The sequence below is a fragment of the Ramlibacter sp. genome (assembly GCF_035627355.1).
GTDB lineage: Bacteria > Pseudomonadota > Gammaproteobacteria > Burkholderiales > Burkholderiaceae_C > Ramlibacter.
This window is the reverse complement of record NZ_DASPLW010000003.1, coordinates 41,987-67,211: the sequence shown is the minus strand read 5'-3', so window position 1 is coordinate 67,211 and position 25,225 is coordinate 41,987. Positions and strand designations below refer to the sequence as shown.

The following is a 25,225-nucleotide window of genomic DNA, read 5'->3' as shown; positions in this document are numbered from 1 at the left end:
TTCGTGTCGCGCCTGAAGATCATGGCGGAACTGGACATCTCCGAGCGCCGCCGCCCGCAGGACGGCCGCATCCTGTTCGAGAACTGGGGCCCGCGCCACATCGAGCTGCGCATCGTCACCATTCCCACGGCCGGCGGGCTGGAAGACGTGGTGATGCGGATCCTGGCGGCGCCGCGGGCGCTGTCGCTGGAGCAGCTGGCGCTGACGCCGCGCGACCTGGAGCACCTGAAGGCGATGTCCGGGCGCTCGTACGGCATGCTGCTGGTGTGCGGGCCCACCGGCTCGGGCAAGACCACCACGCTGCACTCCATCCTGAAGTTCCTCAACTCGCCGGACACCAAGATCTGGACGGCCGAGGACCCGGTGGAAATCACGCAGAAGGGCCTGCGCCAGGTGCAGGTGAACAAGAAGGCGGGCATCGACTTCGCCCTGGTGATGCGGGCCTTCCTGCGCGCCGACCCGGACATCATCATGGTGGGCGAGTCGCGCGACAAGGAAACGGTGTCCATGGGGGTGGAAGCTTCGCTCACCGGCCACCTGGTGTTCTCCACCCTGCACACCAACTCGGCGCCCGAGTCCATCATCCGCCTGCTGGACATGGGCATGGACCCGTTCAACTTCGCCGACGCCCTGCTCGGCATCCTGGCGCAGCGCCTGGCCAAGCGCCTGTGCGACTGCAAGGAGGCCTACTTCCCCGAGCCGGACGAGATCAAGACGTTCATCGCCGAGTACGCCGACGACCTGCGCCACACGGCCGCCTGGAAGGCCGACTACGCAGGCGAGGCCAAGAAGCTGTACGAGGGCTGGGTCCGGAGCTACGGCGAGAACGGCCGGCTGCGCTTCTACCGGGCCGTGGGCTGCGAGAAGTGCAACAAGACCGGCTACAAGGGCCGCGTCGGCCTGCATGAACTGCTGGTCGGGGACGACGAGATCAAGAAGCTGATCCAGGAGCGGGCGCGCGTCGCCGAGCTGTTCGTCAGCGCGGTTGCCGGCGGCATGCGCACGCTGAAGATGGACGGCATGGAGAAGATCATGATGGGCCTGACCGACCTCAAGCAGGTGCGCTCGGTCTGCATCAAGTAGCGCGCGGCTTACATGATCTTCCCAGTGATGAGATGGTTACCAAAGTGACAACTTTGTCGGAATTGGCTGTCAGGCGTGTCAGACTGCATCTCGGACGTTCCTACAACGTGTGACAAAGTTCTCATTTCAAGCTGGCACAGCAATTGCACAACTGCCGAGCTTCGCAACAACCTCTGGAGGACCCATGAAGCAGATGCAAAAAGGTTTCACCCTGATCGAACTGATGATCGTGGTCGCGATCATCGGTATCCTGGCGGCCGTCGCCCTGCCGGCTTACCAGGACTACACCAAGAAGGCCAAGATGTCCGAGGTGGTGCTCGCCCTGAGTACCTGCCGCACGACCATCACCGAGAAGTACCAGACCGCGGCCGCCAGCTCCTCGCTGGCTGCGGGCGCCTGGGGCTGCGAGACCTCGACTGGCTCGGGCAAGTACGTGTCGAAGATCTCGACCGACGCCAACGGTGGCGTCGAACTGACGCTCAACTCGGTGATCGATTCGTCGCTGAACGGCCTGAAGGTGCAACTGATCCCGGCCGACACGGCCGGCACGGCGATGACCACGGCATCCGTCGGCAGTTCCGTGCCGAACTGGATCTGCGGCTCCGACAGCGCCACGGTCCGCAAGTACCTGCCGGGCTCCTGCAGCGCCACCACCACCGCGCTGACCAGCCCGTCGCCCTGATCGGACAGGCTACGCCATGCAGGGCCCCTTCGGGGGCCCTTTTCTTTTCCCGGGCCGTCGCGCCTCTCAGGGTGCGTCGGACGGCGCGGGCCTGGAGCTGTCCTCAGCCAGCCTTTCCAGCTTGCCTGCGGCGATCGCGTAAGCCTTCTCGCCGTACAGGCCGCGGAAGCTGCGCATCATCGCTTCGGCTTGCTGCGGGTCGCCATTGAGCGCTGCCGCGGCAGCGCAACGGAACGTGAGTGCCGAATAGGCGTAGCGACGGCACACGGCCAGCAGCGAATCGAGCTCTTCGCGTGACATGCCGGGAGCGGGCAGGGTGCGAGCCGCCTTCAGCATCGCGGCCAGTTGGGTGTTCAGCAGCAGTTGCGGTGCCTGCCCCACGGGGACGGGGACACCGATGCGGGCTTCGCTGAACCGGACCGCGCGGAATTCCTCTTCGACCGCCAGGTATTCCACGGCCACCCGCGCCGCGACGGTCGTGGCAAGGGCCAGTCCCAGCACCGCCATGCCGGACGGAATCCGAATCGCGCCCCAGCCGAAGGACATCCAGCCCACGGCCAGCCCTGCCGGGATGAGGAAGTAGGCGTAGGCGAACGGATATTCGACCAGCGAGTGGACCAGCAGAGGCATCAGGCAGAGCACGGTGTGCACGCCCGCACCACTTCCCGGCGCGCGGAACCTGCGCCAGAGCCAGTACCCCATGACGCCGAGCACCAGCAAGGCGCCCGGAATCCCGATCCAGGCCGCCAGGTCCAGCAGGCCGTTGTGCGCATACGCAGCCGTCAGCCGCCCGGGCACTTCCGTGGCGCCGGCGATGTGGGCGGCCATCGTCTGGTTCCAGCCGTAGCCGGTCCAGAACCGCTGCAGGATGCCGGCCCAGGTTTGCGTCCACAGCTCCCACCTACCGTTGTCGGCGGCGATGGCGTCCTCGCGCCCGCCTCCCAGCAGCAGCAGCCGGGCTGCAGCCGGTACGAGCAGCCAGGTGACTACATACAGGAGCACCCAGGCGGCCACCGCCGTGCGCGCGATCCGAAGCTCCGCGCGCTTCCGGTAGATCAGGTAAGCGGTGGCAAGGCACACGACGGCGACGATGCTCGTCCTGGACTGCGTCAGCGCCGTAGCCGCCGACAGGAAGGCGACGCCGAGCAGGAGCGCCCAGGCCCCTATCAGCCGTACATGGAACAGGTAGGCCAGCCCGCAAATGCCCAGCAGGCAGATGGTGCCCAGGTGGTTGGCCTGGGCGACGTTGCCGACGGCACGGGTTCCCGCATCCACGTCGACGACGAGTGGTCCGGCGGAGTTCGTGAGCCCGAACCACTGGATCGCGCCGATGGCCGCCGATGCGGTCGCGCTGAACACGCACAGCGCGAACACCCACGTAGACACGCGCGGGTCCGAGCCGTTGCGGCGCGCGAGTTCGTGGCCGGCGGCGATGGCCACGCCCAGGGCGCAGAGATAGAGACTGGACAGCAGCGCATCCCCCATGTACGGATTCACCCCCGCCATCCACTGGACCCAGGGAAGCAGTGCGAGTGCGAACGTGAAGAGCGCGGGCCAGGGCACCTGGAGGCCATCGGGTCGGCGCGGCACGATGCCGACGAACAGCAAGGCGAGGCCGACCAGCGCCACTGCCTCCGAGTGGAAGGCGAGCCACGGCGGGTAGTGGTCGGAAACGAGGGTGGCCCCGGGAATGATCAGGAGGGCGCCGACCACGAGGACCAGGCTGCGCAGGCCGGGTTGCCGGGGTTCGGCAAGGATGGAAGGGTTCAAGGTACCGCTAGAGTGTGGAGCCGCGGCGAACGCTGGAGGGAGACGCCATCGCGGCTATTTTCGGGCATATGGGTTCTTCGATTTCCACCGTGCTGAGAACGAAAGGGGAACGTGGCCTGGCCGAAACGGTGCGCCGCGTGCGCCCGTGGGCCGGTGGCTTCCTGCTGGCGGCCGCGTTGCTGTACCCGTTCGCATCGCCACCCTCCGGGGTGGTCCGGTTCGATCTTTTCGCCACGGCGATGCTGGCACTCGCCGCCGGCTGCTGGGGCCCGGGCGCCATGCGGCGCGCATCCGTCCTGTTCCTCGCCCTCGCCTGCGCCGTCCTGTTCTTCCACCGCGGTCCCTATCCCGGCCCTGCATTGCTCGCCACCGGCGCTGGCCTGCTGGCCGTGCTGGCGTTGCATGGTGCCAGCGGACTCCAGAAGGACGACCGCTCCCTTGCCGCCTTCCTGCTGGCGCTGCTGGCCGGCGCCATCGCCAATGCGCTGGAAGGCCTGCTCCAGTATTTCGGACTGGCGTGGCACCTCCATCCGTGGGTCGTGGAGTCACTGGAGCGCGGCATTGCCTTCGGCGTGTTCCGCCAGACCAACCTGTTCGCCGTGCTGCTCGTCCTGGCGAGCGTCGCGGCGGCCTGGGCGCTCGCTCGTGGCCTGTTGTCGCAAGCGATGGCATGGATCGCCTGCGGCGTCCTCCAGTTCGCGATCGCGGCGTCCGCCTCCCGGATTGCCGGGCTCGCCGTTCTCGCGGTGGCGGCAGGCGCCGTGGCGCTGCTGCGCGGTGCATCGCATGCGCGTGCACGGCGGCTGCTCACGCTGCAGCCGGTGCTGTACGTGTCGGCGGCCGTGATCGTTCCCTGGCTCGCGGCGTTGCACGGCTTCGAGCCTCGCAGCATCCAGGAACGCTTCGCGGGCCTGGGCTCGGACAGCCGCCTGGTGCTTTGGGGCAACGCGATCGACATGGCATTGCTGCGGCCGTGGACGGGCTGGGGTTGGGGCGAGTTCGGGTTTGCCCACTACGAGGCGCTGCTGCCCCTGCGCTTCGGGGGCGGCGAGCAACTGCTCGATCACGCCCACAACCTGGTGCTGCACGTGGCCGTGGAGCTGGGCCTGCCCGCCGCGGTGGCAGTCGCGGTGGGGCTGGTGTGGCTCGGCCTGCGCGCGTGGCGCAGGGCGCGCCGGGAGCCCGCGGCCGCATATCCGGCCCTGATGCTGGGCGTGCTCGTAATGCACAGCATGGTGGAACTGCCGCTGTGGACCCCGACGCACCTGTTCCTGGCCGCCCTTGCTGCCGGTTGGTTCGTGGCGGTGCCGTCTGCACCCCAGGGAACCGCTCGCGGCTTGTCGGCGATGGCCATCCTGCTGGCCTGCGGCGCCGTGCTCGCGAGCCGGCAGTACGCAGCGGTGGCAGCGATCTACGACCCCCAGGAGCGCCGCTCGCGCGAGGCCCAGCAAGCGGTCATCGCCGCGGCCGAGGGCAGCTTCCTCTTTCGCGGCCAGGTGGACTTCGCGCGCATGGCAGGCATGGTGCCTGATGACCGCAACGCACCCGAGGTGTTCGCGCTCGCCCGCCAGTTGCTGCACTTCTCCGCGGAGCCGGTCGTGATCACGCGCCTGGTCGAGAGCGCCTGGCTGCTGGGGCGGCACGAGGAGGCCCAGCACCATGCGCAGCGCCTGTCGCGGGCGTTTCCGCGGCGCTACGAGGCCTGGCTCGCGCAGCTGCGCGCGCAACGTCCCCCGCTGGCGGCCTGGCTCGCGGCGCAGGGCCGGCCCGCTACCGTGCCGGACGGCCAGCCATGAGCGCCAGCCCACCCTGGCCGCAAGCGCTGCGGCTCTGCGCAGTGTTCCTGTGCTGCAGCCTGCCCTGGCTCACCCCGGTCGCGGGCGGGCCCTCGTCCAGCGTACAGCCCTGGCTATTCAGCGCGACGTGTGCCCTCGTGCTGGCGGCGTTCACGGGAGCCGGCGGCCTGCCGATGCTCCTGGGCGCCGGCGCCGCCGCCCTCGGCGGCTGGACGGCCTGGCGCAGCGTGGAGCCCGATCCGTCGACGTTGCTGGCCGGGCTGGCGCTGATCGTCGTTGCCGCCGCGGCGGCAAGCCAGCGCCGCCGCGACCCGCGCTTCGTGGGCGTGGTCGCGGCGGCGTGGCTGGCCGCCGGCCTGGCCAGCACGGCCATCGCGCTGGCCCAGTCGTTCGGCGTGGCCGATGCGCTGGCGCCTTTCGCCAGCGCATCGCCCCGCGCGGAAGCCTTCGCCAACCTGCGCCAGCGTAACCAGTTCGGCTCGCTGTGTGCCATCGCGCTGGCCGCGCTGCTCTGGGGGCTCCCGCGAGGCGCGAGGGGCTGGCGCTACCTGGCTGCCGCCGTGCTGGCGGTCGGCAGTGCCGCCACGACGTCACGCGTCGGACTGCTGCAACTGCTGCTGCTCGGCCTTGCCGCGCTCGTGTGGGCCGATGCGGATCGCAAGTACCGCTCCAGGCTGTGGCTTGTGGCAGCCGTGGCCTATGTCGCCGCGGCTCTGGCGCTGCCGTGGTTGCAGCAGGTCGCCGGCGTTGCCGCCGTACCGATCTGGGAGCGCGTGACCGGCCTCCCGGGTTGCAGCAGCCGGACGGTCCTCTGGTCCAACGTGCTGCACCTGATCGCGCAGCGGCCGCTGGCGGGCTGGGGCTGGGGCGAACTCGACTACGCCCACTTCGTCACGCTCTACCCCGGCGAGCGCTTCTGCGACATCCTCGACAACGCGCACAACCTGCCTTTGCACCTGGCGGTGGAACTGGGCGTTCCGGCCGCGGTCCTTGCCATGGCGGCAGCGGGCTGGTGGGTGCTGCGCTCGCGGCCGTGGGCAGAAGCCGAGGACCGGCGGCGACTCGCCTGGGCCGTGCTGGGGCTGGTCGCCGCCCACAGCGCCGTGGAGTACCCGTTGTGGTACGGGCCGTTCCAGCTGGCTTGCGGACTGGCCATCGGCATCCTGTGGCCTCGCCGCGAACCAGACCGCGGGAGCGAGCACGGCTACGCCATCGCGCTGCCGGCGTTGCTCGGGCTGGCCGTCGGCTACGCGGCATGGGACTACCAGCGCGTCAGCCAGATCTACCTGCGGCCGGAAGACCGCATCGAGCGATACCGGGACGACCCGCTCGCTCACGGGCGGCAGACGCGGCTGTTCCGCTCGCACGCGCAGTTCGCGGAGCTCACGACCGCGCCGCTCACCGCCGGCAACGCGGACTGGACGCTGGCGAGCAGCCTGAGGCTGCTGCACCACTCGCCCGAGCCGGCCGTGATCGAGAAAGTCGTCGAGAGCGCCGTGATGAAGGGGCGCGAAGACCTCGCGTTGTGGTACCTGGCGCGCTATCGCGCCGCTTTCCCGCGGCAGCACGCCGATTGGGCGAACCGCCCCCGTGCTTCTCAGGCCGGCGCGGTGTAGTCGCCCGACTTGCCCCCGCGCTTTTCCAGCAGCTTCACGTCGCCTATGGTCATGCCGCGGTCCACCGCCTTGCACATGTCGTAGATCGTCAGCAGCGCCACCTGGACCGCGGTCAGTGCCTCCATCTCGACGCCGGTGGATCCGACCGTCTCGGCCGTGGCGGTGCAGAGGACGGCATGCGCTGCCTCGTCCAGCTCGAACTCCACGACCACGCGCGTCAGCGCGATCGGGTGGCACAGCGGGATCAGCTCGCTGGTCTTCTTGGCGCCCATGATGCCGGCCAGGCGCGCCACGCCGAGCACGTCGCCCTTGCGGGCCGTGCCCTGTCGGATCAGGCCCAGCGTCGCCGGCTGCATGGCAATGCGGCCCTGCGCCACCGCGATGCGGTGGGTTGCGGCCTTGGCGCCGACGTCGACCATGTGGGCCTGGCCCTGGGCGTCGAAATGGGTGAAGCCGCTCATGGACATCTCGCTGGAAGGATCGCGGCAATCATAAGGGGCCGGCCCCGAGCCCACCCGGATCGGGCTGTTACCTCCCATTTACGCTTGTGCCGCATCATTGGGGCCAATGACTTCCAGCGTACGCACAACCGCCCGCCAGCGCCTCGTGGCTGCGGTGCTGGCCGCGGCCCTGGGGTGGCTGCCGTCCGCGCAAGCGCAGGCGCAGCTGCCCACCCTGGGCGACGGCAGCGAGATGAGCAGCGCGGCCGAGCGCCGGCTGGGCGAGAAGATCGCGCGCGAGCTCTATCGCGACCCGGACTACATCGACGACCCGGTGCTGGTGGAGTACGTGCAGGGCATCTGGCAGCCGCTGCTGGACGCGGCCCGCGCACGCGGCGAGCTGTCGCCGGAACTGGACGAGCGCTTCGCCTGGCAGGTGCTGCTGGGCAAGGACCGCAGCGTCAACGCCTTCGCGCTGCCGGGTGGCTGGCTCGGGCTGCACCTGGGGCTGGTGAGCGTCACCGCCAGCCGCGACGAGCTGGCCTCGGTGCTGGCGCACGAATTGAGCCACGTGACGCAGCGCCACATCTCGCGCCTGGTCAGCCAGGAAAAGCGGCAGGCGCCCTGGGTGATCGGGGCCATGGTGCTGGGGGCGCTGGCGGCCAGCAAGAGTCCCGACGCGGCCAACGCCATGGTGGCCGGCAGCCAGGCGCTGGCGGTGCAGAACCAGCTCAATTTCTCGCGCGACATGGAGCGGGAGGCCGACCGGGTCGGCTACGGCATCCTGGTGCAGGCCGGCTTCGATCCGCAGGGCTTCGTGGGCATGTTCGACAAGCTGCAGCAGGCCGGCCGCCTGAACGACACCGGCGCCTTTCCCTACCTGCGCACCCACCCGATGACGACCGAGCGCAGTGCCGACATGCAGTCGCGCCTGCAGCTGCTGCCGCGCGAGGAATCCCGCGTCGCCACGGGCCCGGCCCTGCTGCACGCGCTGATGGCCGCCCGCGCCCGGGCCCTGTCGGCGGTCGGCGTGGACGCGCTGCGCGGCCTGGTGCGGGAGGCCGCCAGCCTGCCCGCCGATGCTCCCTCCACGCGCCGGGCGGCGGTGCTGTACGCCGCCAGCCTGGCCGCCTCGCGCCTGAACGATGCCGGTGCCGCGGTCCTGCACGCCCAGCGGCTGGGCGCATTGGTGGAGGCCGATCCCGAAGCCCGGCGGCAGGCGCGCCTGCTGTCGGCGGAAGTGGCGCTGGCCGGCGGACGCAAGGACGCCGCCGGCGCGCTGCTCGAGGCCGACGCCCGCTCGCGGCCCGAAGTGCTGCTATGGGCGCAGGCGCGCCAGGCCGCCGGTGCGCCCGCCGATGCGGCGCAGCGCCTGCAGAGCTGGGTGGCGGTGCATCCGCGCGATGCCGCCGCCTGGCTGGCGCTGTCGGGGGCCTATGGCGCGCAGGGCCAGACGCTGCGTGCCATCCGCGCCGACGCCGAAGCGCAGGTGGCGCACCTCGACTACGCGGCGGCGCTGGACCGGCTCAAGGCGGCGCAGGAACTGGCGCGCCGTGGCGGCGGCGCGGGCGACCATATCGAGGCGTCGATCATCGACAGCCGCGTGCGCAAGGTGGAATCACTGCTTGGGGAACAGGCGCTCGAGCGCTGAGTCGATCACGACGCCCATGGCCGAGTAGATCAGCGAGCCGACCAGCGCCGCCAGGAAGCCCGGCACCTGGAAGCCGTCCAGCACCGAGGCCGCTGCCCAGAACATCAGGGCGTTGATGACGAACAGGAACAGCCCGAGCGTCACCACCGTCACCGGCAGGGTCAGCACCACGAGGATGGGCCGCACCACCATGTTGAACAGCCCGATGACGAGGGCCGCGATCATCGCTGCGGTGAAGTCGCGGACCTCGACGCCCTGGTAGACGTAGGCCACGAACAGCAGCGCGGTGGCGCTGAGCAGCCATTTCGCGATGAGCTTCATGGCGGGCGAGGATAGCATCCGCTCCCGCGTCGCGCCCTTTGCTGCAGGGCTATCATGCCTGCCCCGGTCGCGCGCCATGGCTGCCATCCACATCACCGACATCGAAGCCGCCATCAACTATTGGCGCGCCCGCAAGCCCTCGCCCGACGGCATCACGCTGGTGCCCGAGCTGCGCGCCCTGGCCGAGGTGTATGCGCTGATGGTGTTCCACCGCGAGGACGAGGCCGACGAGCACGGCTTCCCGGCGCAGGCCTGGGACGCCTGGAAGGCCTGGTACGAGACCACGCCCGACACGCCCTGCATCGCGATCTGCTCCACCAGCCAGGGCGACTCCGTGTGCAAGGGCTGCGGGCGCAGCTTCGAGGAGGTGCAGCACTGGCCCGGCATGAGCCCGGCGGCCAAGCGGCGCACCTGGCGGCGCATCACGCTGGAGGGCGACGCCTGGCGCTTCAACCGGTACGCCGAACGCGCCGCCGAAGGACCGGCGCCACCGGCGCCAGGCTGATGCGGCGGCTGGCGCGCGCCCCCAACATCGCCATTGCGGCCTTGTGGGTCGGCGCCTTGCGCCACGCCGGCTTCGACGCCTCCGTCCAGCGCTACTTCCTGGGCGCGGCGGCCGGGGAACTGCCGCCCGACCAGTGCCTGCCGGAGGTGTGGATCGCCGACGACGAACAGGAGGCCGCCGCCCTCGAACTGCTGGACGCGATCCAGTCGACGCCGCAGCGGCGCTGGTTCTGCCGCTGCGGGGAACTGGTGGAGGGCGGCTTCGAGAGCTGCTGGAACTGCGGCCGGGCCATGCCCTAGGCGCGGCCGGTCACTTCCAGCGCACCGGCTCCACGTCCACGCTGCCGCGCGTCGACGACAGCATCAGCACGCCTTCCTGCACGGTCGCCTGCAGCTGCATGCTGCGCTCGGCCAGCCCGGCCAGCGCCTGCGCCGCGGCGGTGGGCAGTCGCCACACCTGCACCTTGTCCAGCCGGGCCAGCTTGCCTTCGATGCCGCGCCACCAGACCTCGGCGGCATGGTGGAAGGCGTAGACCTGCACCTGGTCGGCCCTGGAGCAGGCGCGCACCAGCGGCTTGTCGTCCGGCTGCCCGACCTCGATCCAGCGCCGGGTGCGCCCCGTGAAGTCGCGCAGCACCACGTCGGGATCCTCGGGGTCCGACAGCCCGGCCCCGAAGCCCAGGGTGCCGTCGCCGCCGCAGTCGTCCTGCAGCGCGTGCGCATTCAGCGCCAGCGCCGCCAGCCGCACCATCATGCGTTCGTCGGTCTCGCTCGGATGGCGCGCCAGTGTCAGCGCATGGTCGGCGTAGTAGCCGTGGTCGATGTCGGCGACCGCCAGCTGCGCCTTGAAGATGGTGGACTTGAGCGCCATCAGGCGCGTCTGGCCAGCTCGGCCGCCTTGCCGATGTAGGCGGCCGGCGTCATCGCCAGCAGTCGGTCGCGCTCGGCCGGCGGGATGTCCAGCGAGCGGACCAGCGCGTGCAGGTCCTCCGGGCGCACCTGCTTGCCGCGCGTGGCTTCCTTGAGCTTCTCGTAGGCGCCGTGCACGCCGTAGCGCCGCATGACGGTCTGGATCGGCTCGGCCAGCACTTCCCAGGCCTTGTCGAGGTCGGCCGCCAGCGCGGGCTCGTTCAGTTCCAGCTTGGCCAGGCCGATGCCCAGCGAGTGGTACGCCAGCGTCGCATAGCCCAGCGCAACGCCCATGTTGCGCAGCACCGTTGAATCGGTCAGGTCGCGCTGCCAGCGCGAGACCGGCAGCTTCTCCGACAGGTGACGCAGCAGCGCGTTCGACAGCCCCAGGTTGCCCTCGGCGTTCTCGAAGTCGATCGGGTTGACCTTGTGCGGCATGGTCGAGGAGCCGATCTCGCCGGCGCGCAGCTTCTGCTTGAAGTAGCCCAGGCTGACGTAGCCCCAGACGTCGCGCGCCCAGTCGACCAGGATGGTGTTGGCGCGCGCCACCGCATCGAACAGCTCGGCCATGTAGTCGTGCGGCTCGATCTGGATGCTGTACGGCTGGAACGCCAGGCCCAGGCCCAGCGGCTCGGGCGTCTCCACGACCTTGCGGGCGAAGGCTTCCCAGTCGAACCCGGGCCAGGCCGCCAGGTGGGCGTTGTAGTTGCCCACCGCGCCGTTCATCTTGCCGAGCAGCCGGACGGCGGCGATGCGCTCGCGCGCGCCGGCCAGCCGCACCACCACGTTGGCGATCTCCTTGCCGACCGTGGTCGGGCTGGCGGTCTGCCCATGGGTGCGGCTGAGCATGGGCACTTCGGCGTACGCATGCGCCATCTCGCGCAGCTTGGCGACCAGCGCGTCCAGCGCCGGCAGCAGCACGTGCTCGCGCGCGCCCTTGAGCTGCAGCGCATGGCTGGTGTTGTTGATGTCCTCGCTGGTGCAGGCGAAATGCACGAACTCGGCGGCGGCCATCAGCTCGGGCCGGGCCTCGAACTTGGACTTGATCCAGTACTCCACGGCCTTGACGTCGTGGTTGGTGGTCTTCTCGATCTCCTTGATCGCCAGCGCGTCGGCCTCGGAGAAGTTCTTCACCAGCCCCAGCAGGTACGTCCGCGCGCCCGGCGTCAGCGGCTTGAATTCGGCGAAGCCGGCATCCGACAGCGCGATGAACCAGCAGACTTCGACCTGCACCCGGCGGTGCATGTAGCCCTGCTCGCTCATGAGCGGCCGCAGCGCCGACAGGCGGGCGGCGTAGCGGCCGTCCAGCGGCGACAGCGCGGAAATGGTGGACAGCGGCGTCATGGGAAGGCGGATTGTAGGCGTGCGATCGCGGCGCGCCCGGCCCCCCGCCCTGTAGCCGGCCTGCCACAGCCGCAGCACCCGCTCCGCCTAGAATCGGCCCGGTGTTCCCCACGAGCAAGAGCCCCATGAAACTGATCGGAGCCGTGACCAGCCCCTACGTGCGCAAGGTGCGCGTCGTCATGGCCGAGAAGAAGCTGGACTACCAGTTCGTGCAGGAGGACGTGTGGGCCGCCGACACCACGATCGCGGAGTCCAACCCGCTGGGCAAGGTGCCCTGCCTGGTGATGGAAGGCGGCGAGGCGCTGTTCGACTCGCGCGTCATCGTGGAATACCTGGACACGCTGTCGCCGGTCGGCAAGCTGATCCCGGCCGTGGGCCGCGAGCGGGCCGAGGTCAAGACCTGGGAGGCGCTGGCCGACGGCGTGCTCGACGCGGCCATCCTGGCGCGGCTGGAAGCCAATTGGCCCGGCCGCAGCAAGGCCCAGCGCAGCCAGGCCTGGATCGACCGCCAGCTCGGCAAGGTGCAGGCGAGCCTGAAGGCCATGAGCCAGGGCCTCGCCGACAAGCCGTTCTGCGCCGGCAACCACTTCAGCCTGGCCGACATCGCGGTCGGCTGCGCGCTGGGCTACCTGGACTTCCGCTTCCCCGACATCGACTGGCGCACGCCGCATGCCAACCTGGAGAAGCTCCAGGCCAAGCTGATGCAGCGCGCGAGCTTCCAGGAAAGCCAACCGGCCTGACCCGCGCCGGCGGGCCTGCTGACGCTACGCCGGTGGGCCATGCCCACCGCCGCGCGCCGAAAAGAAAAAGCCGCGAAGCGCCCCGTGACGAAGAGGGAGGGAGGGAGGAGGAGAAGAGCCGTCACCGGGATTGCAGTCGGATGACCAGCATCCGAAAGGCTTCGCAGCAGCAACTGAAATCCTTGTGCCTATGGATACGCCGCGCCGATCCGGGTTCCATGGCGCGCATCCGGCCCGGTAAGGATTTGTAGAGCGCTAGGGCGCGGCCAGCAACTGCTCGATCCGGGCGACCAGGGCCTTGTCCTGCGGCGTGGTGCGGCTCGGGTAGTGGGCCACCACCTGCCCGTCGCGGCCAACCAGGTACTTGTTGAAATTCCAGCCGGGCTGCTGGCCGGTCCTGGCCGCCAGCGTCTTGAATAGCGGGTTGGCGTCGCTGCCGCGCACCGCACTCTTGGCGAACATCGCAAACTTCACGCCGTAGGTGTTCTCGCAGAACTCGGCGATCTCCCCGTTGCTGCCGCGCTCCTGCGCGAAGTCGTTGGACGGGAAGCCCAGCACCACCAGGCCGCGGTCGCGGTAACGGCCGTACAGCTCCTCCAGGCCCTTGTACTGCGGCGTGAAGCCGCAGTAGCTGGCGGTGTTCACCACCAGCAGCACCTTGCCAGCGTACTGGCACAGCGATTGAGGCTTCTCGTCCTGCAGCCGCGGGAACTGCTGCTGCAGCAGGGCCGGGCAGGCGGCGGAGGTCACTGGCTGGGCGGACGACGCCGCCGACTGGGCAGCTGCCGGTCCGTGCAGCAGAGCGGCCCCGGCCACCAGGATCGCAAGACATCGGTACATCGCGGGCTCCCGTGAATGTCCCCATTCTGTAGCAAGCGCCGCGCCAGCGTCACACCGCCGCTTAAAATCCGGGCAACTCCGTGATTGCCGCCATGCTCTACCCCGAACTGTTCAAGCAACTCGAATCCGTCCGCTGGGACATGGACAAGGACATCCCCTGGGACCGCTTCGATGCCTCGCGGCTGTCCGACGAGCAGGCGCAGACCATCAAGATGAACGCCATCACCGAGTGGGCGGCGCTGCCGGCCACCGAGATGTTCCTGCGCGACAACCGCGACGACAGCGACTTCTCCGCGTTCATGTCGATCTGGTTCTTCGAGGAGCAGAAGCACTCGCTGGTGCTGATGGAGTACCTGCGCCGCTTCCGGCCGGAGCTGGTGCCCACCGAGCAGGAGCTGCACGAGGTGCGCTTCGAGTTCGAGCCGGCCCCCGCGCTGGAGACGCTGATGCTGCACTTCTGCGGCGAGATCCGCCTGAACCACTGGTACCGGCGCGCCGCCGAGTGGCACACCGAGCCGGTCATCAAGCACATCTACACCACGCTCAGCCAGGACGAGGCACGCCACGGCGGCGCCTACCTGCGCTACATGAAGCGCGCCATCAACAAGTTCGGCGGCGAGGCCAAGGCGGCCTTCGCCAAGATCGGCGTGCTGATGGCCAGCGCGCGCCGCACCGCGCAGGCGCTGCACCCGACCAACCTGCACGTCAACAAGGCCCTGTTCCCGCGCGACACCATCCAGAGCCGGCTGCCCAACCCCGAGTGGCTGGAGCACTGGCTGGACAAGCAGATCGCCTTCGATGCCGCCTGGGAAGGCAAGGTGGTCGAGCGCATCCTGCACAACCTGAGCCTGCTGATGGACCGCAGCTTCAAGAGCGTGCAGGAGCTCAACCGCTTCCGAAAGGAAATGGCGGCCTCGCTGGTGTCCGCCGCCTCCGCCCCGCGCGCCGCCTGATGGCCGCGCCGGCGGCGCCCGACTTCCTGCGCAAGATCGTCGCGCGCGCGCAGGCCGCCGCCGCCGTCGCGGCGCTGCCGCAGCCGGTGGTGTTCACCAACGGGGTGTTCGACGTGCTGCACCGCGGCCACGCCAGCTACCTGGCACAGGCGCGGGCGCTGGGCGGCAGCCTGGTGGTGGCGGTCAACACCGACGCCTCCGCCCGCCGCCTGGGCAAGGGCCCGGAGCGGCCGTTGAACAACGAACAGGACCGCGCCGCGCTGCTGGCGGCGCTGGCCTCCGTCGACCTGGTCACCTGGTTCGACGAGGACACGCCGGTGCAGCTGTTGGCCGAGTTGCGCCCCGCCATCTACGCCAAGGGCGGCGACTACGACATGGCGAAGTTGGCCGAAACCGCGCTGCTGCAAAGCTGGGGCGGCCGGGCGGTGGCGATTCCCTTCGTCGACGGCTACTCGACCACGGCCCTGGTGGGGAAGATCCGCGCCGGCCGCTGAGCGGCTGTCACAGGCGCCCGCGTCCCGCCGTCTTGCCGGCATGGACCACCGAACCGAACTGTTCCAGCGCCACCGCCGGCGCCTGCTGGGCATCGCCTACCGCATGCTGGGCTCGGCCGCCGACGCCGAGGACGTGCTGCAGGACGCCTGGCTGCGCTGGAACGAATCCGATACCGAAGGGCTGCGCAATCCGGAAGCCTGGTTGGTGACCGTCGTCAGCCGGCTCGCCATCGACCGCCTGCGCGCGGCGCGGGTGGAGCGCGAGCGCTACCCCGGGCTCTGGCTGCCCGAGCCGCTGGTCGAACCGATCGACGAGGACACGCCGCATGGCTTGCTGGAGCGCGCCGAGGATGTGTCGGTGGCGCTGCTGAAGGTGCTGGAGCAGCTCGGGCCGGAGGAGCGAGCCGCCTTCGTGCTGCGGCAGGTGTTCGACATGGACTACGGCGAACTCGCGCAGGCGCTGGGCAAGAGCGAGGCGGCGGTGCGCCAGCTGGTGCACCGGGCGTCGGAGCGCGTGCAGGCCAGCCGCCCGCGCTTTGCCGTCAGCCCGGAGAGCCACCGCCGCCTGGTCCAGGCCTTCGCCGACGCCGCGGGCCGTGGCGACATCGACGGCATGCGGGCGCTGCTCACCGAGCAGGCGGCGCTGGTCGGCGACGGCGGCGGCAAGGTGCCTTCCTTCGGCTTCGTGCTGCGCGGCGCGCGCCGCCTCGCCATGGTGTATTTCGCCCTGAACCGCCGCTTCGACGGCCAGGTCGACTACCGCGTGGTGCGCGTGAACGGCGAGCCCGGCCTGGCCCGCTTCGTCGCCGGGGCGCTGGAATCGGTGCAGGCCTTCGAGTTCGAGGGCGAGCGCATCGCCGCGATCCACGTGCAGCGCAATCCCGACAAGCTCGCGCGCGCCGCCGCTGTCACAAGCCGGTGAGCCGGCCCGTCTTGCCTGTGAACCCCCAACCAAGGAGCACCCCATGGACACCCGCATTGCCAACTATCCCCGCGTGATTCCCGAACTGTTCCAGGGCCTGCTGGCCCTGAGCACGCGCCTGAAGGAGACCTCGCTCGGCAAGGGCCTGATCGCCCTGGTCGACCTGCGCGTGTCGCAGATCAACGGCTGCGCCTACTGCGTCGACATGCACGGGCGCGAGTTCCTGGCCGCCGACGGCGACCTGCAGCGCCTGAACAGCGTGTCGACCTGGCGCGAGGTGCCGTTCTACAGCGAGCGCGAACGCGCCGCGCTGCAGTGGGCCGAGAGCCTCACGCGCATGGGCGAGACGCACGCGCCGCGCGAGCACTTCGATGCGCTGCAGCCGCACTTCAGCGAGCGCGAGATCGCGGAGCTGACCATGGCGGTGGCCGTCATCAACGCCTGGAACCGGGTGGCGGGCGGCCTGCGCTCGCCGGTGGTGCGCAAGTCGCTCGCGGCCTGACGCCGTTCAGGGCTGCGTGCCGGGCTGCGCCGCCCCGTGCGGCTCCTTGTGCCGCAGCCGGCGCACCTGGCGGCGGAAGAACTGCTCGATGTCGTCGACGTAGGTGTAGACCACCGGGATCACCACCAGGCTCAGCACGGTGGAGGTGATCAGCCCGCCGATCACCGCGATCGCCATCGGCGAGCGGAAGCTCTGGTCGGCGCCGCCCATGCCCATCGCGATCGGCAGCATGCCGGCGCCCATCGCCAGCGTGGTCATGATGATGGGCCGGGCCCGCTTGTGGCAGGCGTCCAGCAGCGCGTCCCAGCGGCTCATGCCGCGTTCGGTGCGGGCCATGATGGCGTACTCCACCAGCAGGATGGAGTTCTTGGTCGCGATCCCCATCAGCATGATCAGCCCGATCAGGGAGGGCATGGACAGCGTGGCGTTGGCCAGCAGCAGCCCGACGAAGGCGCCGCCGATCGACAGCGGCAGCGCCGCCAGGATGGTGAAGGGGTGCAGGAAGTCCTTGAACAGCAGCACCAGCACCACGTAGATGCACAGCACGCCGGTCAGCATGGCCAGCCCGAAGCTGGCGAACAGTTCGCCCATCACCTCGGCGTCGCCGACCTCGCGCACGAACACACCCGGCGGCAGGTTCTTCACCGCCGGCAGCTCCTGCACGGCCGCCGCCACTTCGCCCAGCGGCTGGCCGGACAGCTCGATCTCGAAGTTGATGTTGCGCGAGCGGTCGTAGCGGTCGATCACCGCCGGCCCGCCGGTCAGCTCCAGCGCCGCCACCTGCCCCAGCAGCACCGGGCCGCGCGCCCCGGGCACCGCGAGCCGCTCCAGCAGCGACAGGTCGCGCCGGGCGTCGTCCTGCAGCTTGACCACGATGGGCACCTGCCGCTGCGACAGGTTCAGCTTGGGCAGGGCCACGTCGTAGTCGCCGGTGGTGGCGATGCGCAGCGTCTCGGCGATCGCGCTGCTGGTCACGCCCAGGTCGGCCGCGCGCGCGAAGTCGGGCCGCACGGCGATCTCGGGCCGGATCAGGCTCGCCGTGGAGGCGATCTGCCCCAGGCCGGGGATGGTGCGCAGGTCCTTCTCCACCGCCATCGCGGCGGCGGCCAGTGCCTGCGGGTCCTCGCCGCTGAGCACCAGGATGTACTTCTCGCCCGAGCCGCCGAGGCCGACCTTGCTGCGCACGCCCGGCAGCGGCTCCAGCGCGTGTCGGATGTCGCTCTCGATCGGCTGCTTGCGCGGGCGCTCGCCGCGCGGGTCCAGCAGGATGGTCAGCGTGGCCTTGCGCGGCTCGGCCGCGCCCACGTTGGCGAACGGGTCGGTGCCGGCGCTGCCGCCGCCGATGGTGGTGTAGACGCTGCGCACGTGCGGCACCTCGGCGATCGCCAGCCGCGCCTGCTCGGCCACGCGCAGCGTCTGCTCCAGCGTCGAGCCGGGCGGCAGCTCCAGGTAGACCTGGGTCTGCGAGTTGTCGTCCGGCGGGATGAAGGCGGCCGGCAGCAGCAGCGTCAAGGCCAGCGAGCCGAAGAAGAACACGCCGGCGGCGATGGAGGTGGCCAGCCGGTGCCGCAGCGCCCACTGCACCGTGCGGATGTAGGGCGCCATCCAGCCCGGTTCGCGGTGGGTGCCCACCACCGGCTTGAGCAGGTAGGCCGCCATCATGGGCGTGAGCACGCGCGCCACCACCAGCGAGGCGAACACCGCCAGCGCCGCGGTCCAGCCGAACTGCTTGAAGAACTTGCCGGCGATGCCGCTCATGAAGGCGGTGGGCAGGAACACCGCAATCAGGGTGAAGGTGGTGGCGATCACCGCCAGCCCGATCTCGTCGGCCGCCTCCATCGCCGCCTGGTACGGGGTCTTGCCCATGCGCAGGTGGCGCACGATGTTCTCCACCTCCACGATCGCGTCGTCCACCAGGATGCCGACCACCAGCGACAGCGCCAGCAGGGTGACGATGTTGATCGAGAAGCCGAGCAGGTACATGCCCAGGAAGGCCGGGATGGCCGACATCGGCAGCGCCACCGCCGACACGAAGGTGGCGCGGAAGTCGCGCAGGAACAGCCACACCACCAGCACCGCCAGCAGGGCGCCCTCGTACAGCAGGTGCAGCGAGCCCTCGTATTCCTCCTGCACCGGGGTGACGAAGTCGAACGCCTGCGTCAGCCGGATGTGGGGGTGCCGCGCCTTCAGCTCGTCCAGTGCCCGGTGCACGGCCTCGCCGACCGCGATCTCGCTTTCGCCCCGGCTGCGCGAGACCTCGAAGCCGACCACCGGCTGGCCGTCGAGCAGGGCCGCCGCGCGCGGCTCGGCGATGGTGTCGGTGACGGTGGCGACGTCCGACAGCCGGATGCTGCGGCCGGGCGCCCCGGCCGCCGGCGGCAGCGCGATCTCGATGCGGCCGATCTCGGCCGCGGTGCGCACGGTGGCCAGCGTGCGCACCGGCTGTTCGCCGCCGCCCAGGTCGGTGCGGCCGCCGGCGCTCTCGGTCTGCACCTGCCGCAGCTGGCGCGACACGTCGGCCGCGGTGATGCCCAGCGCCTGCATGCGCATCGGGTTGAGCGCCACCCGGATCTCGCGGTTGACGCCGCCCACGCGCGTGACGGCGCCGACCCCCGGCACCGCCAGCAGCTTGCGCGTGACCTCGTTGTCGACGAACCAGGACAGCGCCTCCTCGTCCAGCTGGGAGGAGGCGATGGTGAAGGCCAGCATCGGCTGGGCCGCGAGGTCCAGCTTGTTGACGATGGGGTCGCGCAGGTCGGCCGGCAGGTCGCTGCGCACGCGCGAGACCGCCGAGCGCACGTCGTCCACCGCCTCCTGCACCGGCTTCTCCAGCCGGAATTCGGCGGTGATGCTGACGGTGCCGTCCTGCACCTTGGTGTACAGGTGCTTGAGGCCCTGCAGCGTCGCCATCGCGTTTTCCAGCTTGCGGGCGACGTCGGTCTCCAGCTGCCCCGGCGCGGCGCCCGGCAGCGAGGCGGTGAGCACCACGGTGGGCAGGTCGATGTCCGGGAAGTTCTGCACCTTCATGGACTGGAAGCCGAGCAGGCCGCCGAAGGTCAGCAGCAGGAACAGCAGCAGCGCCGGGATCGGGTTGCGGATCGACCAGGACGAGACGTTCAGCACGCGCAGGCTCCTAGCGGGCGGTGCCGTTGCCGTTGGCGGCGGAGGCGCCGGCCTGCGGCGCGGCCGCGCCCTCGACGACGCGCACCAGGTCACCGTCGTTCAGGAAGCCGGCACCGCTGGCGACGATGCGCGCGTCCGGCGGCAGCCCGCCGGTGATCTCGATGCGGTCGCCGGCCAGCCGGCCGGTCTGCACCTTGAGCTGCGCCACCCGGTCGTCCGGCCCGACGCGCAGCACGTAGCTGAAGCCCTCGCGGAGCACCAGAGCCGATTGCGGCACCGTCAACGCCGGCGTGCGGCCGAGGTCGAACTCGCCGCGCGCGAACATGCCGGCGCGCGCACTGCCGTTGGCGGCACCGGGCTCGGGCGTGACGTCGACGTAGACGATGGCGATGCGGGTCTGCGGATCGACCGTGGCGCCGAGCGTGCGCACCTTGCCCGCCAGCTTGGCGCCGCTGGCGGCCGTCACCGTGGCCGGCGTGCCCGGGCCCAGCCGCCCGAGTTCGTCGGCCGTGACTTCGGCGCGCCACTCCAGCCGGCCCTGGCGGATCAGCCGGAACAGCTCGGTGCCGGGCGCCACCACCTGGCCGACGGTGGCCAGCCGGGCCGAGATCACGCCGCCGTCGGGCGCCTGCACGGTCGACTGCGACAGCCGCACCTGCTGCGCCTCGAACAGGGCGTGCGCGGCCTGCACCCGGGCTCGCGCGGTCTGCTCGGCAGTCAGGTACTGGGCGATCTGCGAGGCGCTCAGCGCGCCGGTCGCCTGCAGGCTGCGCGCGCGTTCGGCGTTGGCAGCGGCATCGGCAGCCGCGGCTTCGGCCTCGGCCACGCTGGCACGCGCCTGCGCCAGCTCGGCGCGCAGCGTGTCGGAGGCGAAGGTGGCCAGCACCTGCCCCTTGGCGACCCGGTCGCCGACGTTGACGCGCACCTCGGTGATGCGCAGGCCGCCCGCTTCGGCGCCGATGCTGGCTTCCTGCCAGGCCGCGATGTTGCCGTTGGCGGCCAGCCGCACCGGCAGCGTGGTGGCCTGCGGCGTGGTCGTGGTGACGGTGAGCGCCGGCCTGGGTGCCGCGGCGGCCTTGTCCGCCTCGGCGTTGCCGACACGGCGGACCAGCAGCACGGCGGCCAGCGCCACCAGCAGGAGCACGACCGCCACCGCGGCCCATGCACGCCTGGACATCCTCATGGGTTCTGCCTTTCTTCTTCTTGCCCTGCGGGCGGCGGCGTGGCCTCGGTCCAGTTGCCGCCGGCGGCGCGGTACAGGTCGATCCACGCGCCCAGCCCCTCGCGTTGCAGGCTGACCAGCGCGGTCTCGGCGGCCAGCATGGTGCGGCGCGCGTCCTCCAGTTCCACCAGGCTGGCCAGCCCGGCGCGGTAGCGCGCCTCGGTGGCGGCGAACGAGGCCCGGTAGCCCTCGGCCGCCATGAGCGCGTCGCCGTTGCGCGAGCGCGCGCTGTCCAGCGCGACCAGCGCCTGCTCCACCTCGCGCACCGCCTGCCGCACCCGGGCGCGGTACTGCGCCGCAGCCTGCGCGTAGCGGGCCTTCGCGGCCTCCACGTTCGCGGCGCGGCGGCCGGCATCGAACACCGGCAGCGACAGCGCCAGCGGGCCGATGGACCAGGTCTGCGCATCGCCGCTGCCGCCCGCCACCCGCACGCTGCCGGCCGCGATCGAGCCGGACAGCGACAGGCGCGGGTAGCGATCGGCCTCGGCCGCGCCGACCTCGGCGCTGGCGGCGGCCACTTCCATCTGGGCGGCGAACACGTCCGGCCGCTGCGCCAGCAGTTGCGCCGGCACGGCCGGCACCGGCTCCGGCACGGCCGCGGCTGGCGCCGCGCCGGCGACCGCAAGCCGCTCGCGCAGCAACGGTTCGTCGATCGCTGTCAGTGCCACCAGGCCCTTGAGTTCGGTTTCGCAGGCGGCGCGCTGCTGGCGTTCGCGTGCGGCGCCCTCGGCTGCGCTGGCCCTCGCCAGCGCGGCACTGGCCGGCGCGGTGAAGCCCGCCTGCGTGCTCAGTTCGATCAGGCGGGCCGACTCGGCCCGCGAGCGCGCGTCGTTGATGGCCACGGCGAGCTGCTGCTGGCAGGTGCGCCAGCCGACGTAGCTGGCGGCGGTCTCTGCGGCCACCGCCACCCGGGCCTCGTGCCAGCCGGCCTGCGCCGCCGCCAGGCGGGCCTGCGCCGCGTCGCGGCTGGCGCTGCGGCCGCCGAACAGGTCCAGCTCCCAGGCGGTCTGGGCGCCGACCTGGCTCACGGTCACCGTCGTGCCCGGCAGGGCGGCCTGCTGGTTGCCGCGGCTGACCGAAGCGCTGGCGTCCAGGCTCGGCAGCAGCGCGGCCCGTGCCGCAGCGCGATCGGCCCTGGCCTGGGCGATGCGTGCGCCGGCCGCGCTGACCGTCGGGCTGGCGTCCTGTGCCGCGGCGATCAGTTGCGGCAGCAGTGGATCGCCGACCTGCCCCCACCAGCGCTGCAGGTCGGCGGGGCGGCCGCCGTGGGGCAGCGGAGCCCGCCACTGGGCCGGGACCGGGGCTTCGACCATGTCCGGCGGACGCGGCAAGGCGCAGCCGGCCAGCGCCAGCAGCGCGGCGGCCGCCGCGAGCGGTCGGAGTGGGCTCATCGGATCCTTCCCTGGTGCAGCCCGGCCGGGCCGTCGTCGGCCCGCCTCGGGGCCGGCTGCCGCCGGGCAGCCCGCGAGCCTACCATCGCGCGGCGCGGGCCGCCTCTCCCGCCTGTTCAGCCGAACACGGCGGTCCAGAGCGCCCGGATCGCGTCGCGCTGGGTGGCCGCGGCCTCGGGCGCGAGGTGGGTGGGTTCTTCGTTCAGGCGGGCGCTGTGCTGCACCCGGCGCAGTTCGCGGTAGGCCGCGGCGGCCTGCTGGCCGACACCGGCCGGCAGCAGGCCGGCCGCCTCGGCGCGCTGCAGCAGCGCGATGTTGCCGACGTTGGGGATCAGCTCGCGGTGGGCGCCCGAATGGGCCAGCACCAGGTACTGCACCGCGAACTCCGCGTCCACCATGCCGCCCTCGCTGTGCTTGACGTCGAAGCGGCCCGGCCTGACCGGATGCGCCGAGCGCACCCGCTCGCGCATGGCGACGATCTCGTGGCGCAGCGCCGCGTCCTCGCGCGGCGCCGTGATCACCGCCTCGCGCACGGCGTCGAAGCGCGCCGCCAGCGCGGGCTCGCCCAGCACGCAGCGGGCGCGGGTCATGGCCTGGTGCTCCCAGGTCCAGGCGGTGTTGCTGCCGCGCCCCTGCTGGTAGTGCTCGTAGGCGCTGAAGGTGGTCACCAGCAGCCCGGAGCTGCCGTTGGGCCGCAGCGCCGTGTCGATCTCGTACAGGTCGCCCTCGGCCGTCTTGGTGGTGAGCCAGTTGATCAGCTTGCGCACGAAGGCCCCGTAGACCTCGGGCGCGCGCTCGTCCTCGTCGTCGAACACGAACACGATGTCCAGGTCGCTGCCGTAGCCCAGCTCCTTGCCGCCCAGCTTGCCGTAACCGATCACGGCGAAGCTCGGCTCCTCCCGGTGCCGGTTCTTCAGCCGGCCCCAGCACCAGCGCGCGGTGACGCGCAGCACGGCGTCGGCCAGCGCGCTCAGGTCGTCGGCGACCTGCTCCACCGTCAGCCGGCCCTCGATGTCGCGGGCCAGCGTGCGGAACACCTCGGCATGGTGGGCGCGGCGCAGCAGGTTCAGCAGCGCCTCGTCGTCGTCCTCGCCGGTGCGCTGCAGCGCGCGCCGGCGTTCCTCCAGTTCCTGCTCGAAGTCGCCGGGCACGAAGCGCTCGGAGAACAGCGCCTCGCTGGCCAGCTCGTCGATCACGCCCGGGTGGCGCAGCAGGTAGCGGGCCGGCCAGCGCGCCGCGCCCAGCAGGGCCAGCAGACGCTCGTGCACGCGCGGGCGCTCCAGCAGCAGCGCCAGGTAGCTCTCGCGGCGCAGCAGCGGCTCCAGCCAGTCGGCCAGCCGCAGCGCCGCTTCCTCGCTCACACGGCCCTCCGATGCCCACTGCCCGGTGCGCGCGATCAGGCGCGACAGGCGCTGGCGCGCATCGTCGCGCAGGGCCTGCACGCGAGGCTGGCCGCACCAGCTCGCGACCCGCTCGCGCAACTGCGCGGGCAGTTGCTCCAGCAGCGTCTCCAGGTCCGGCGCCGGTGCCGGGCCGCCCTTGCCGCCGTTGCAGCTCCTGCAGGCCTGCGGCTCGCCGAGCAGCTTGTCGAACTCCTGCGCGACGAATTCGCGATGCCGGTCCAGCTCGTGCAGGAACGGGCAGCAGTCGGCATAGCCCATGGTGCGGGCGATCCAGCCGAGGTCGCCGTCGTCCTCGTCGTCGTTGCAGCCCATGGGCAGCACGTGGGTCTGCTGGTCGTCCAGGTACTGGATGCGGTGCTCGACCCGGCGCAGGAATTCGTAGGCTTGCGCCAGCTGCTGCGCGGTGTCGGGCGGCATCAGGCCGGCGGCCGCCACCCGCTCCAGCGCCTGCAGCGTGGGGCGGGTGCGCAGCTCGGGGAACTGGCCGCCGCGCACCACCTGCAGCAGCTGCACGATGAATTCGATCTCGCGGATGCCGCCGCGCGACAGCTTGACGTCGTTGGCGCGCTCGGGGCGGCCGGCGCTGCGGCGCGCGGCGTGTTCGCGGATCTGCCGGTGCAGCACCCGCAGGGCGTCGAACACGCTGTAGTCCAGGTAGCGCCGGAACACGAAGGGCAGCACCACGCCGCGCAGCGCCTGCGCCGAGCCGCCGTCGATCGCGCTGCGCGGCGCGACCACCCGGCTCTTGAGCCAGGCGAAGCGCTCCCACTCGCGGCCCTGCACCAGGAAATACTCCTCCAGCGCGTCCAGCGACACCACCGGCGGGCCGGAATTGCCGTTCGGACGCAGGGCCAGGTCGACCCGGAACACGAAGCCGTGCTCGGTGGTCTCGCCCACCATCGCGAACACCGCCCGCACCGCCTTGGCGAAGAACTCCTGGTGGCTGATGCGCCCGCGGCCGTCGACGCCGGCGGTTTCGCCGTCCTGGTCGTAGACATAGACCAGGTCGATGTCGCTGGAGACGTTGAGTTCGCGGGCACCGAGCTTGCCCATGCCGATGACCCACAGCCGGGCCGGGCTGCCGTCGGCGCCGGTGGGTGCGCCGTGCACCGCCTCCAAGTCCTCGACGGCCTGGCGGCAGGCGGTGTCGAGCGCGAATTCGGCCAGCTCGGTCATGGCGCCGGTCACGTCGGCCAGCGGGGCCTGCTGTTCGCAGTCGAGCCGCAGCAGGCGCTCGACCACCAGCTGGCGCAGGATGCGCAGGGCCGCCGGCAGGGCGTGGCCGCGCGCACACAGCGCCGCGTAGGTGGCTTGCAGCGACTCGCGGGTGGGAAGGCCCGGCGGCAGCAGGGCGAGCTCGGCTTCGTAGCGGCGGCGGATGCGCTGGGCGAAGCGCGAATGGGCGGAACCCCCGGCGCCGTGCGGCATCTGATCGGCTGGAGCCGTCGCCGTGTCCTGCGACGGATTCCGGCCGGTGCGAGCCGGTCCTGCGCCGCGGCTCATAATTCCTGCCACTTTG

The 25,225-nt window shown here is 71.3% G+C and carries 22 protein-coding genes; 12 read left to right on the top strand and 10 right to left on the bottom strand.

The genetic code is table 11. From position 1 onward, the window contains the following. Both VEC03_RS00870 and VEC03_RS00865 read left to right on the top strand, forming a co-directional pair. The coding region (locus tag VEC03_RS00870) for a GspE/PulE family protein (RefSeq protein WP_324912234.1) at positions 1 to 1,083 on the top strand (1,083 nt) is incomplete at its 5' end. Positions 1,084 to 1,276: 193 nt separating this feature from the next. Beyond that, a complete protein-coding gene (locus VEC03_RS00865; RefSeq protein ID WP_414708439.1) occupies positions 1,277 to 1,765 on the top strand; it encodes a pilin in 489 nt (162 codons plus the stop codon). 66 nt (positions 1,766 to 1,831) lie between these two features. On the opposite strand, the gene VEC03_RS00860 is transcribed toward VEC03_RS00865, so the two are convergent. Next, positions 1,832 to 3,535, bottom strand: coding sequence for a PglL family O-oligosaccharyltransferase (locus tag VEC03_RS00860; RefSeq protein WP_324912232.1), 1,704 nt, complete (start codon positions 3,533 to 3,535; stop codon positions 1,832 to 1,834). Between the two features lie 14 nt (positions 3,536 to 3,549). On the opposite strand from VEC03_RS00860, the gene VEC03_RS00855 reads away from it, so the two are divergent. Beyond that, positions 3,550 to 5,331, top strand: a complete 1,782-nt coding sequence (locus VEC03_RS00855; protein WP_324912231.1) for a PglL family O-oligosaccharyltransferase — start codon at positions 3,550 to 3,552, stop codon at positions 5,329 to 5,331. Continuing rightward, positions 5,328 to 6,947, top strand: coding sequence for a PglL family O-oligosaccharyltransferase (locus VEC03_RS00850; RefSeq protein WP_324912230.1), 1,620 nt, complete (start codon positions 5,328 to 5,330; stop codon positions 6,945 to 6,947). Before VEC03_RS00855 ends, VEC03_RS00850 begins: the two co-directional genes overlap by 4 nt. Here VEC03_RS00850 and moaC read toward each other — a convergent pair. Next, positions 6,929 to 7,408: a cyclic pyranopterin monophosphate synthase MoaC gene (gene moaC, locus VEC03_RS00845; RefSeq protein ID WP_324912229.1), complete on the bottom strand. Its 480-nt coding sequence runs from the start codon at positions 7,406 to 7,408 to the stop codon at positions 6,929 to 6,931. The genes VEC03_RS00850 and moaC overlap by 19 nt on opposite strands. Positions 7,409 to 7,514: 106 nt before the next feature. Here moaC and VEC03_RS00840 point away from each other — a divergent pair, with 106 nt between their 5' ends. Beyond that, positions 7,515 to 9,038 (top strand): M48 family metalloprotease, encoded by a 1,524-nt coding sequence (locus VEC03_RS00840; RefSeq protein ID WP_324912228.1) that lies wholly within the window; start codon positions 7,515 to 7,517, stop codon positions 9,036 to 9,038. Here the strand turns inward: VEC03_RS00840 and VEC03_RS00835 are convergent. After that, positions 9,006 to 9,359 (bottom strand): phage holin family protein, encoded by a 354-nt coding sequence (locus VEC03_RS00835; RefSeq protein ID WP_324912227.1) that lies wholly within the window; start codon positions 9,357 to 9,359, stop codon positions 9,006 to 9,008. The two genes, VEC03_RS00840 and VEC03_RS00835, sit on opposite strands and share 33 nt — an antisense overlap. A gap of 76 nt (positions 9,360 to 9,435) precedes the next feature. Between VEC03_RS00835 and VEC03_RS00830 the strand changes: the two genes are divergently transcribed. Together VEC03_RS00830 and VEC03_RS00825 are read left to right on the top strand one after the other, a co-directional pair. Beyond that, positions 9,436 to 9,864, top strand: coding sequence for a DUF3717 domain-containing protein (locus VEC03_RS00830; RefSeq protein WP_324912226.1), 429 nt, complete (start codon positions 9,436 to 9,438; stop codon positions 9,862 to 9,864). Further along, positions 9,864 to 10,163, top strand: a complete 300-nt coding sequence (locus VEC03_RS00825; protein ID WP_324912225.1) for a DUF2007 domain-containing protein — start codon at positions 9,864 to 9,866, stop codon at positions 10,161 to 10,163. Before VEC03_RS00830 ends, VEC03_RS00825 begins: the two co-directional genes overlap by 1 nt. A gap of 10 nt (positions 10,164 to 10,173) precedes the next feature. Here VEC03_RS00825 and VEC03_RS00820 read toward each other — a convergent pair whose 3' ends face one another. Next, a complete protein-coding gene (locus tag VEC03_RS00820) occupies positions 10,174 to 10,734 on the bottom strand; it encodes a YaeQ family protein (protein ID WP_324912224.1) in 561 nt (186 codons plus the stop codon). Further along, the gene (purB, locus tag VEC03_RS00815) at positions 10,734 to 12,116 is read right to left on the bottom strand and encodes an adenylosuccinate lyase (RefSeq protein WP_324912223.1); all 1,383 of its coding nucleotides are present in this window, start codon (positions 12,114 to 12,116) and stop codon (positions 10,734 to 10,736) included. The genes VEC03_RS00820 and purB overlap by 1 nt, the downstream gene beginning before the upstream one ends. Before the next feature lie 125 nt (positions 12,117 to 12,241). On the opposite strand from purB, the gene VEC03_RS00810 reads away from it, so the two are divergent. Further along, complete coding sequence (locus tag VEC03_RS00810) at positions 12,242 to 12,856, top strand: glutathione S-transferase C-terminal domain-containing protein (RefSeq protein WP_324912222.1); 615 nt, start codon at positions 12,242 to 12,244, stop codon at positions 12,854 to 12,856. A gap of 255 nt (positions 12,857 to 13,111) precedes the next feature. Here the strand turns inward: VEC03_RS00810 and VEC03_RS00805 are convergent, their stop codons facing one another. After that, complete coding sequence (locus tag VEC03_RS00805) at positions 13,112 to 13,696, bottom strand: glutathione peroxidase (protein WP_324912221.1); 585 nt, start codon at positions 13,694 to 13,696, stop codon at positions 13,112 to 13,114. Between the two features lie 92 nt (positions 13,697 to 13,788). On the opposite strand from VEC03_RS00805, the gene VEC03_RS00800 reads away from it, so the two are divergent. From VEC03_RS00800 to VEC03_RS00785, 4 genes are read left to right on the top strand one after another with little or no spacing between them, the layout of a single operon-like run. Then, positions 13,789 to 14,649, top strand: coding sequence for a ferritin-like domain-containing protein (locus VEC03_RS00800; protein WP_324912220.1), 861 nt, complete (start codon positions 13,789 to 13,791; stop codon positions 14,647 to 14,649). Then, a complete protein-coding gene (rfaE2, locus tag VEC03_RS00795) occupies positions 14,649 to 15,143 on the top strand; it encodes a D-glycero-beta-D-manno-heptose 1-phosphate adenylyltransferase (RefSeq protein ID WP_324912219.1) in 495 nt (164 codons plus the stop codon). The genes VEC03_RS00800 and rfaE2 overlap by 1 nt, the downstream gene beginning before the upstream one ends. Positions 15,144 to 15,183: 40 nt before the next feature. Further along, positions 15,184 to 16,065 (top strand): RNA polymerase sigma-70 factor, encoded by an 882-nt coding sequence (locus VEC03_RS00790; RefSeq protein WP_324912218.1) that lies wholly within the window; start codon positions 15,184 to 15,186, stop codon positions 16,063 to 16,065. 43 nt (positions 16,066 to 16,108) lie between these two features. After that, on the top strand, positions 16,109 to 16,567 hold the full coding sequence (locus VEC03_RS00785; protein WP_324912217.1) for a carboxymuconolactone decarboxylase family protein: 459 nt from the start codon (positions 16,109 to 16,111) through the stop codon (positions 16,565 to 16,567). A 6-nt stretch (positions 16,568 to 16,573) separates the two neighbouring features. On the opposite strand, the gene VEC03_RS00780 is transcribed toward VEC03_RS00785, so the two are convergent. The 4 genes from VEC03_RS00780 to glnE all read right to left on the bottom strand — a co-directional run bounded on the left by VEC03_RS00780 (position 16,574) and on the right by glnE (position 25,134). Then, complete coding sequence (locus tag VEC03_RS00780) at positions 16,574 to 19,687, bottom strand: efflux RND transporter permease subunit (protein WP_324912237.1); 3,114 nt, start codon at positions 19,685 to 19,687, stop codon at positions 16,574 to 16,576. Between the two features lie 13 nt (positions 19,688 to 19,700). Beyond that, the gene (locus VEC03_RS00775) at positions 19,701 to 20,873 is read right to left on the bottom strand and encodes an efflux RND transporter periplasmic adaptor subunit (protein WP_324912216.1); all 1,173 of its coding nucleotides are present in this window, start codon (positions 20,871 to 20,873) and stop codon (positions 19,701 to 19,703) included. Next, the gene (locus VEC03_RS00770) at positions 20,870 to 22,303 is read right to left on the bottom strand and encodes an efflux transporter outer membrane subunit (protein WP_324912215.1); all 1,434 of its coding nucleotides are present in this window, start codon (positions 22,301 to 22,303) and stop codon (positions 20,870 to 20,872) included. Before VEC03_RS00770 ends, VEC03_RS00775 begins: the two co-directional genes overlap by 4 nt. A 116-nt stretch (positions 22,304 to 22,419) precedes the next feature. After that, positions 22,420 to 25,134 (bottom strand): bifunctional [glutamate--ammonia ligase]-adenylyl-L-tyrosine phosphorylase/[glutamate--ammonia-ligase] adenylyltransferase, encoded by a 2,715-nt coding sequence (glnE, locus tag VEC03_RS00765; RefSeq protein WP_324912214.1) that lies wholly within the window; start codon positions 25,132 to 25,134, stop codon positions 22,420 to 22,422. Between the last annotated feature and the right edge of the window lie 91 nt (positions 25,135 to 25,225).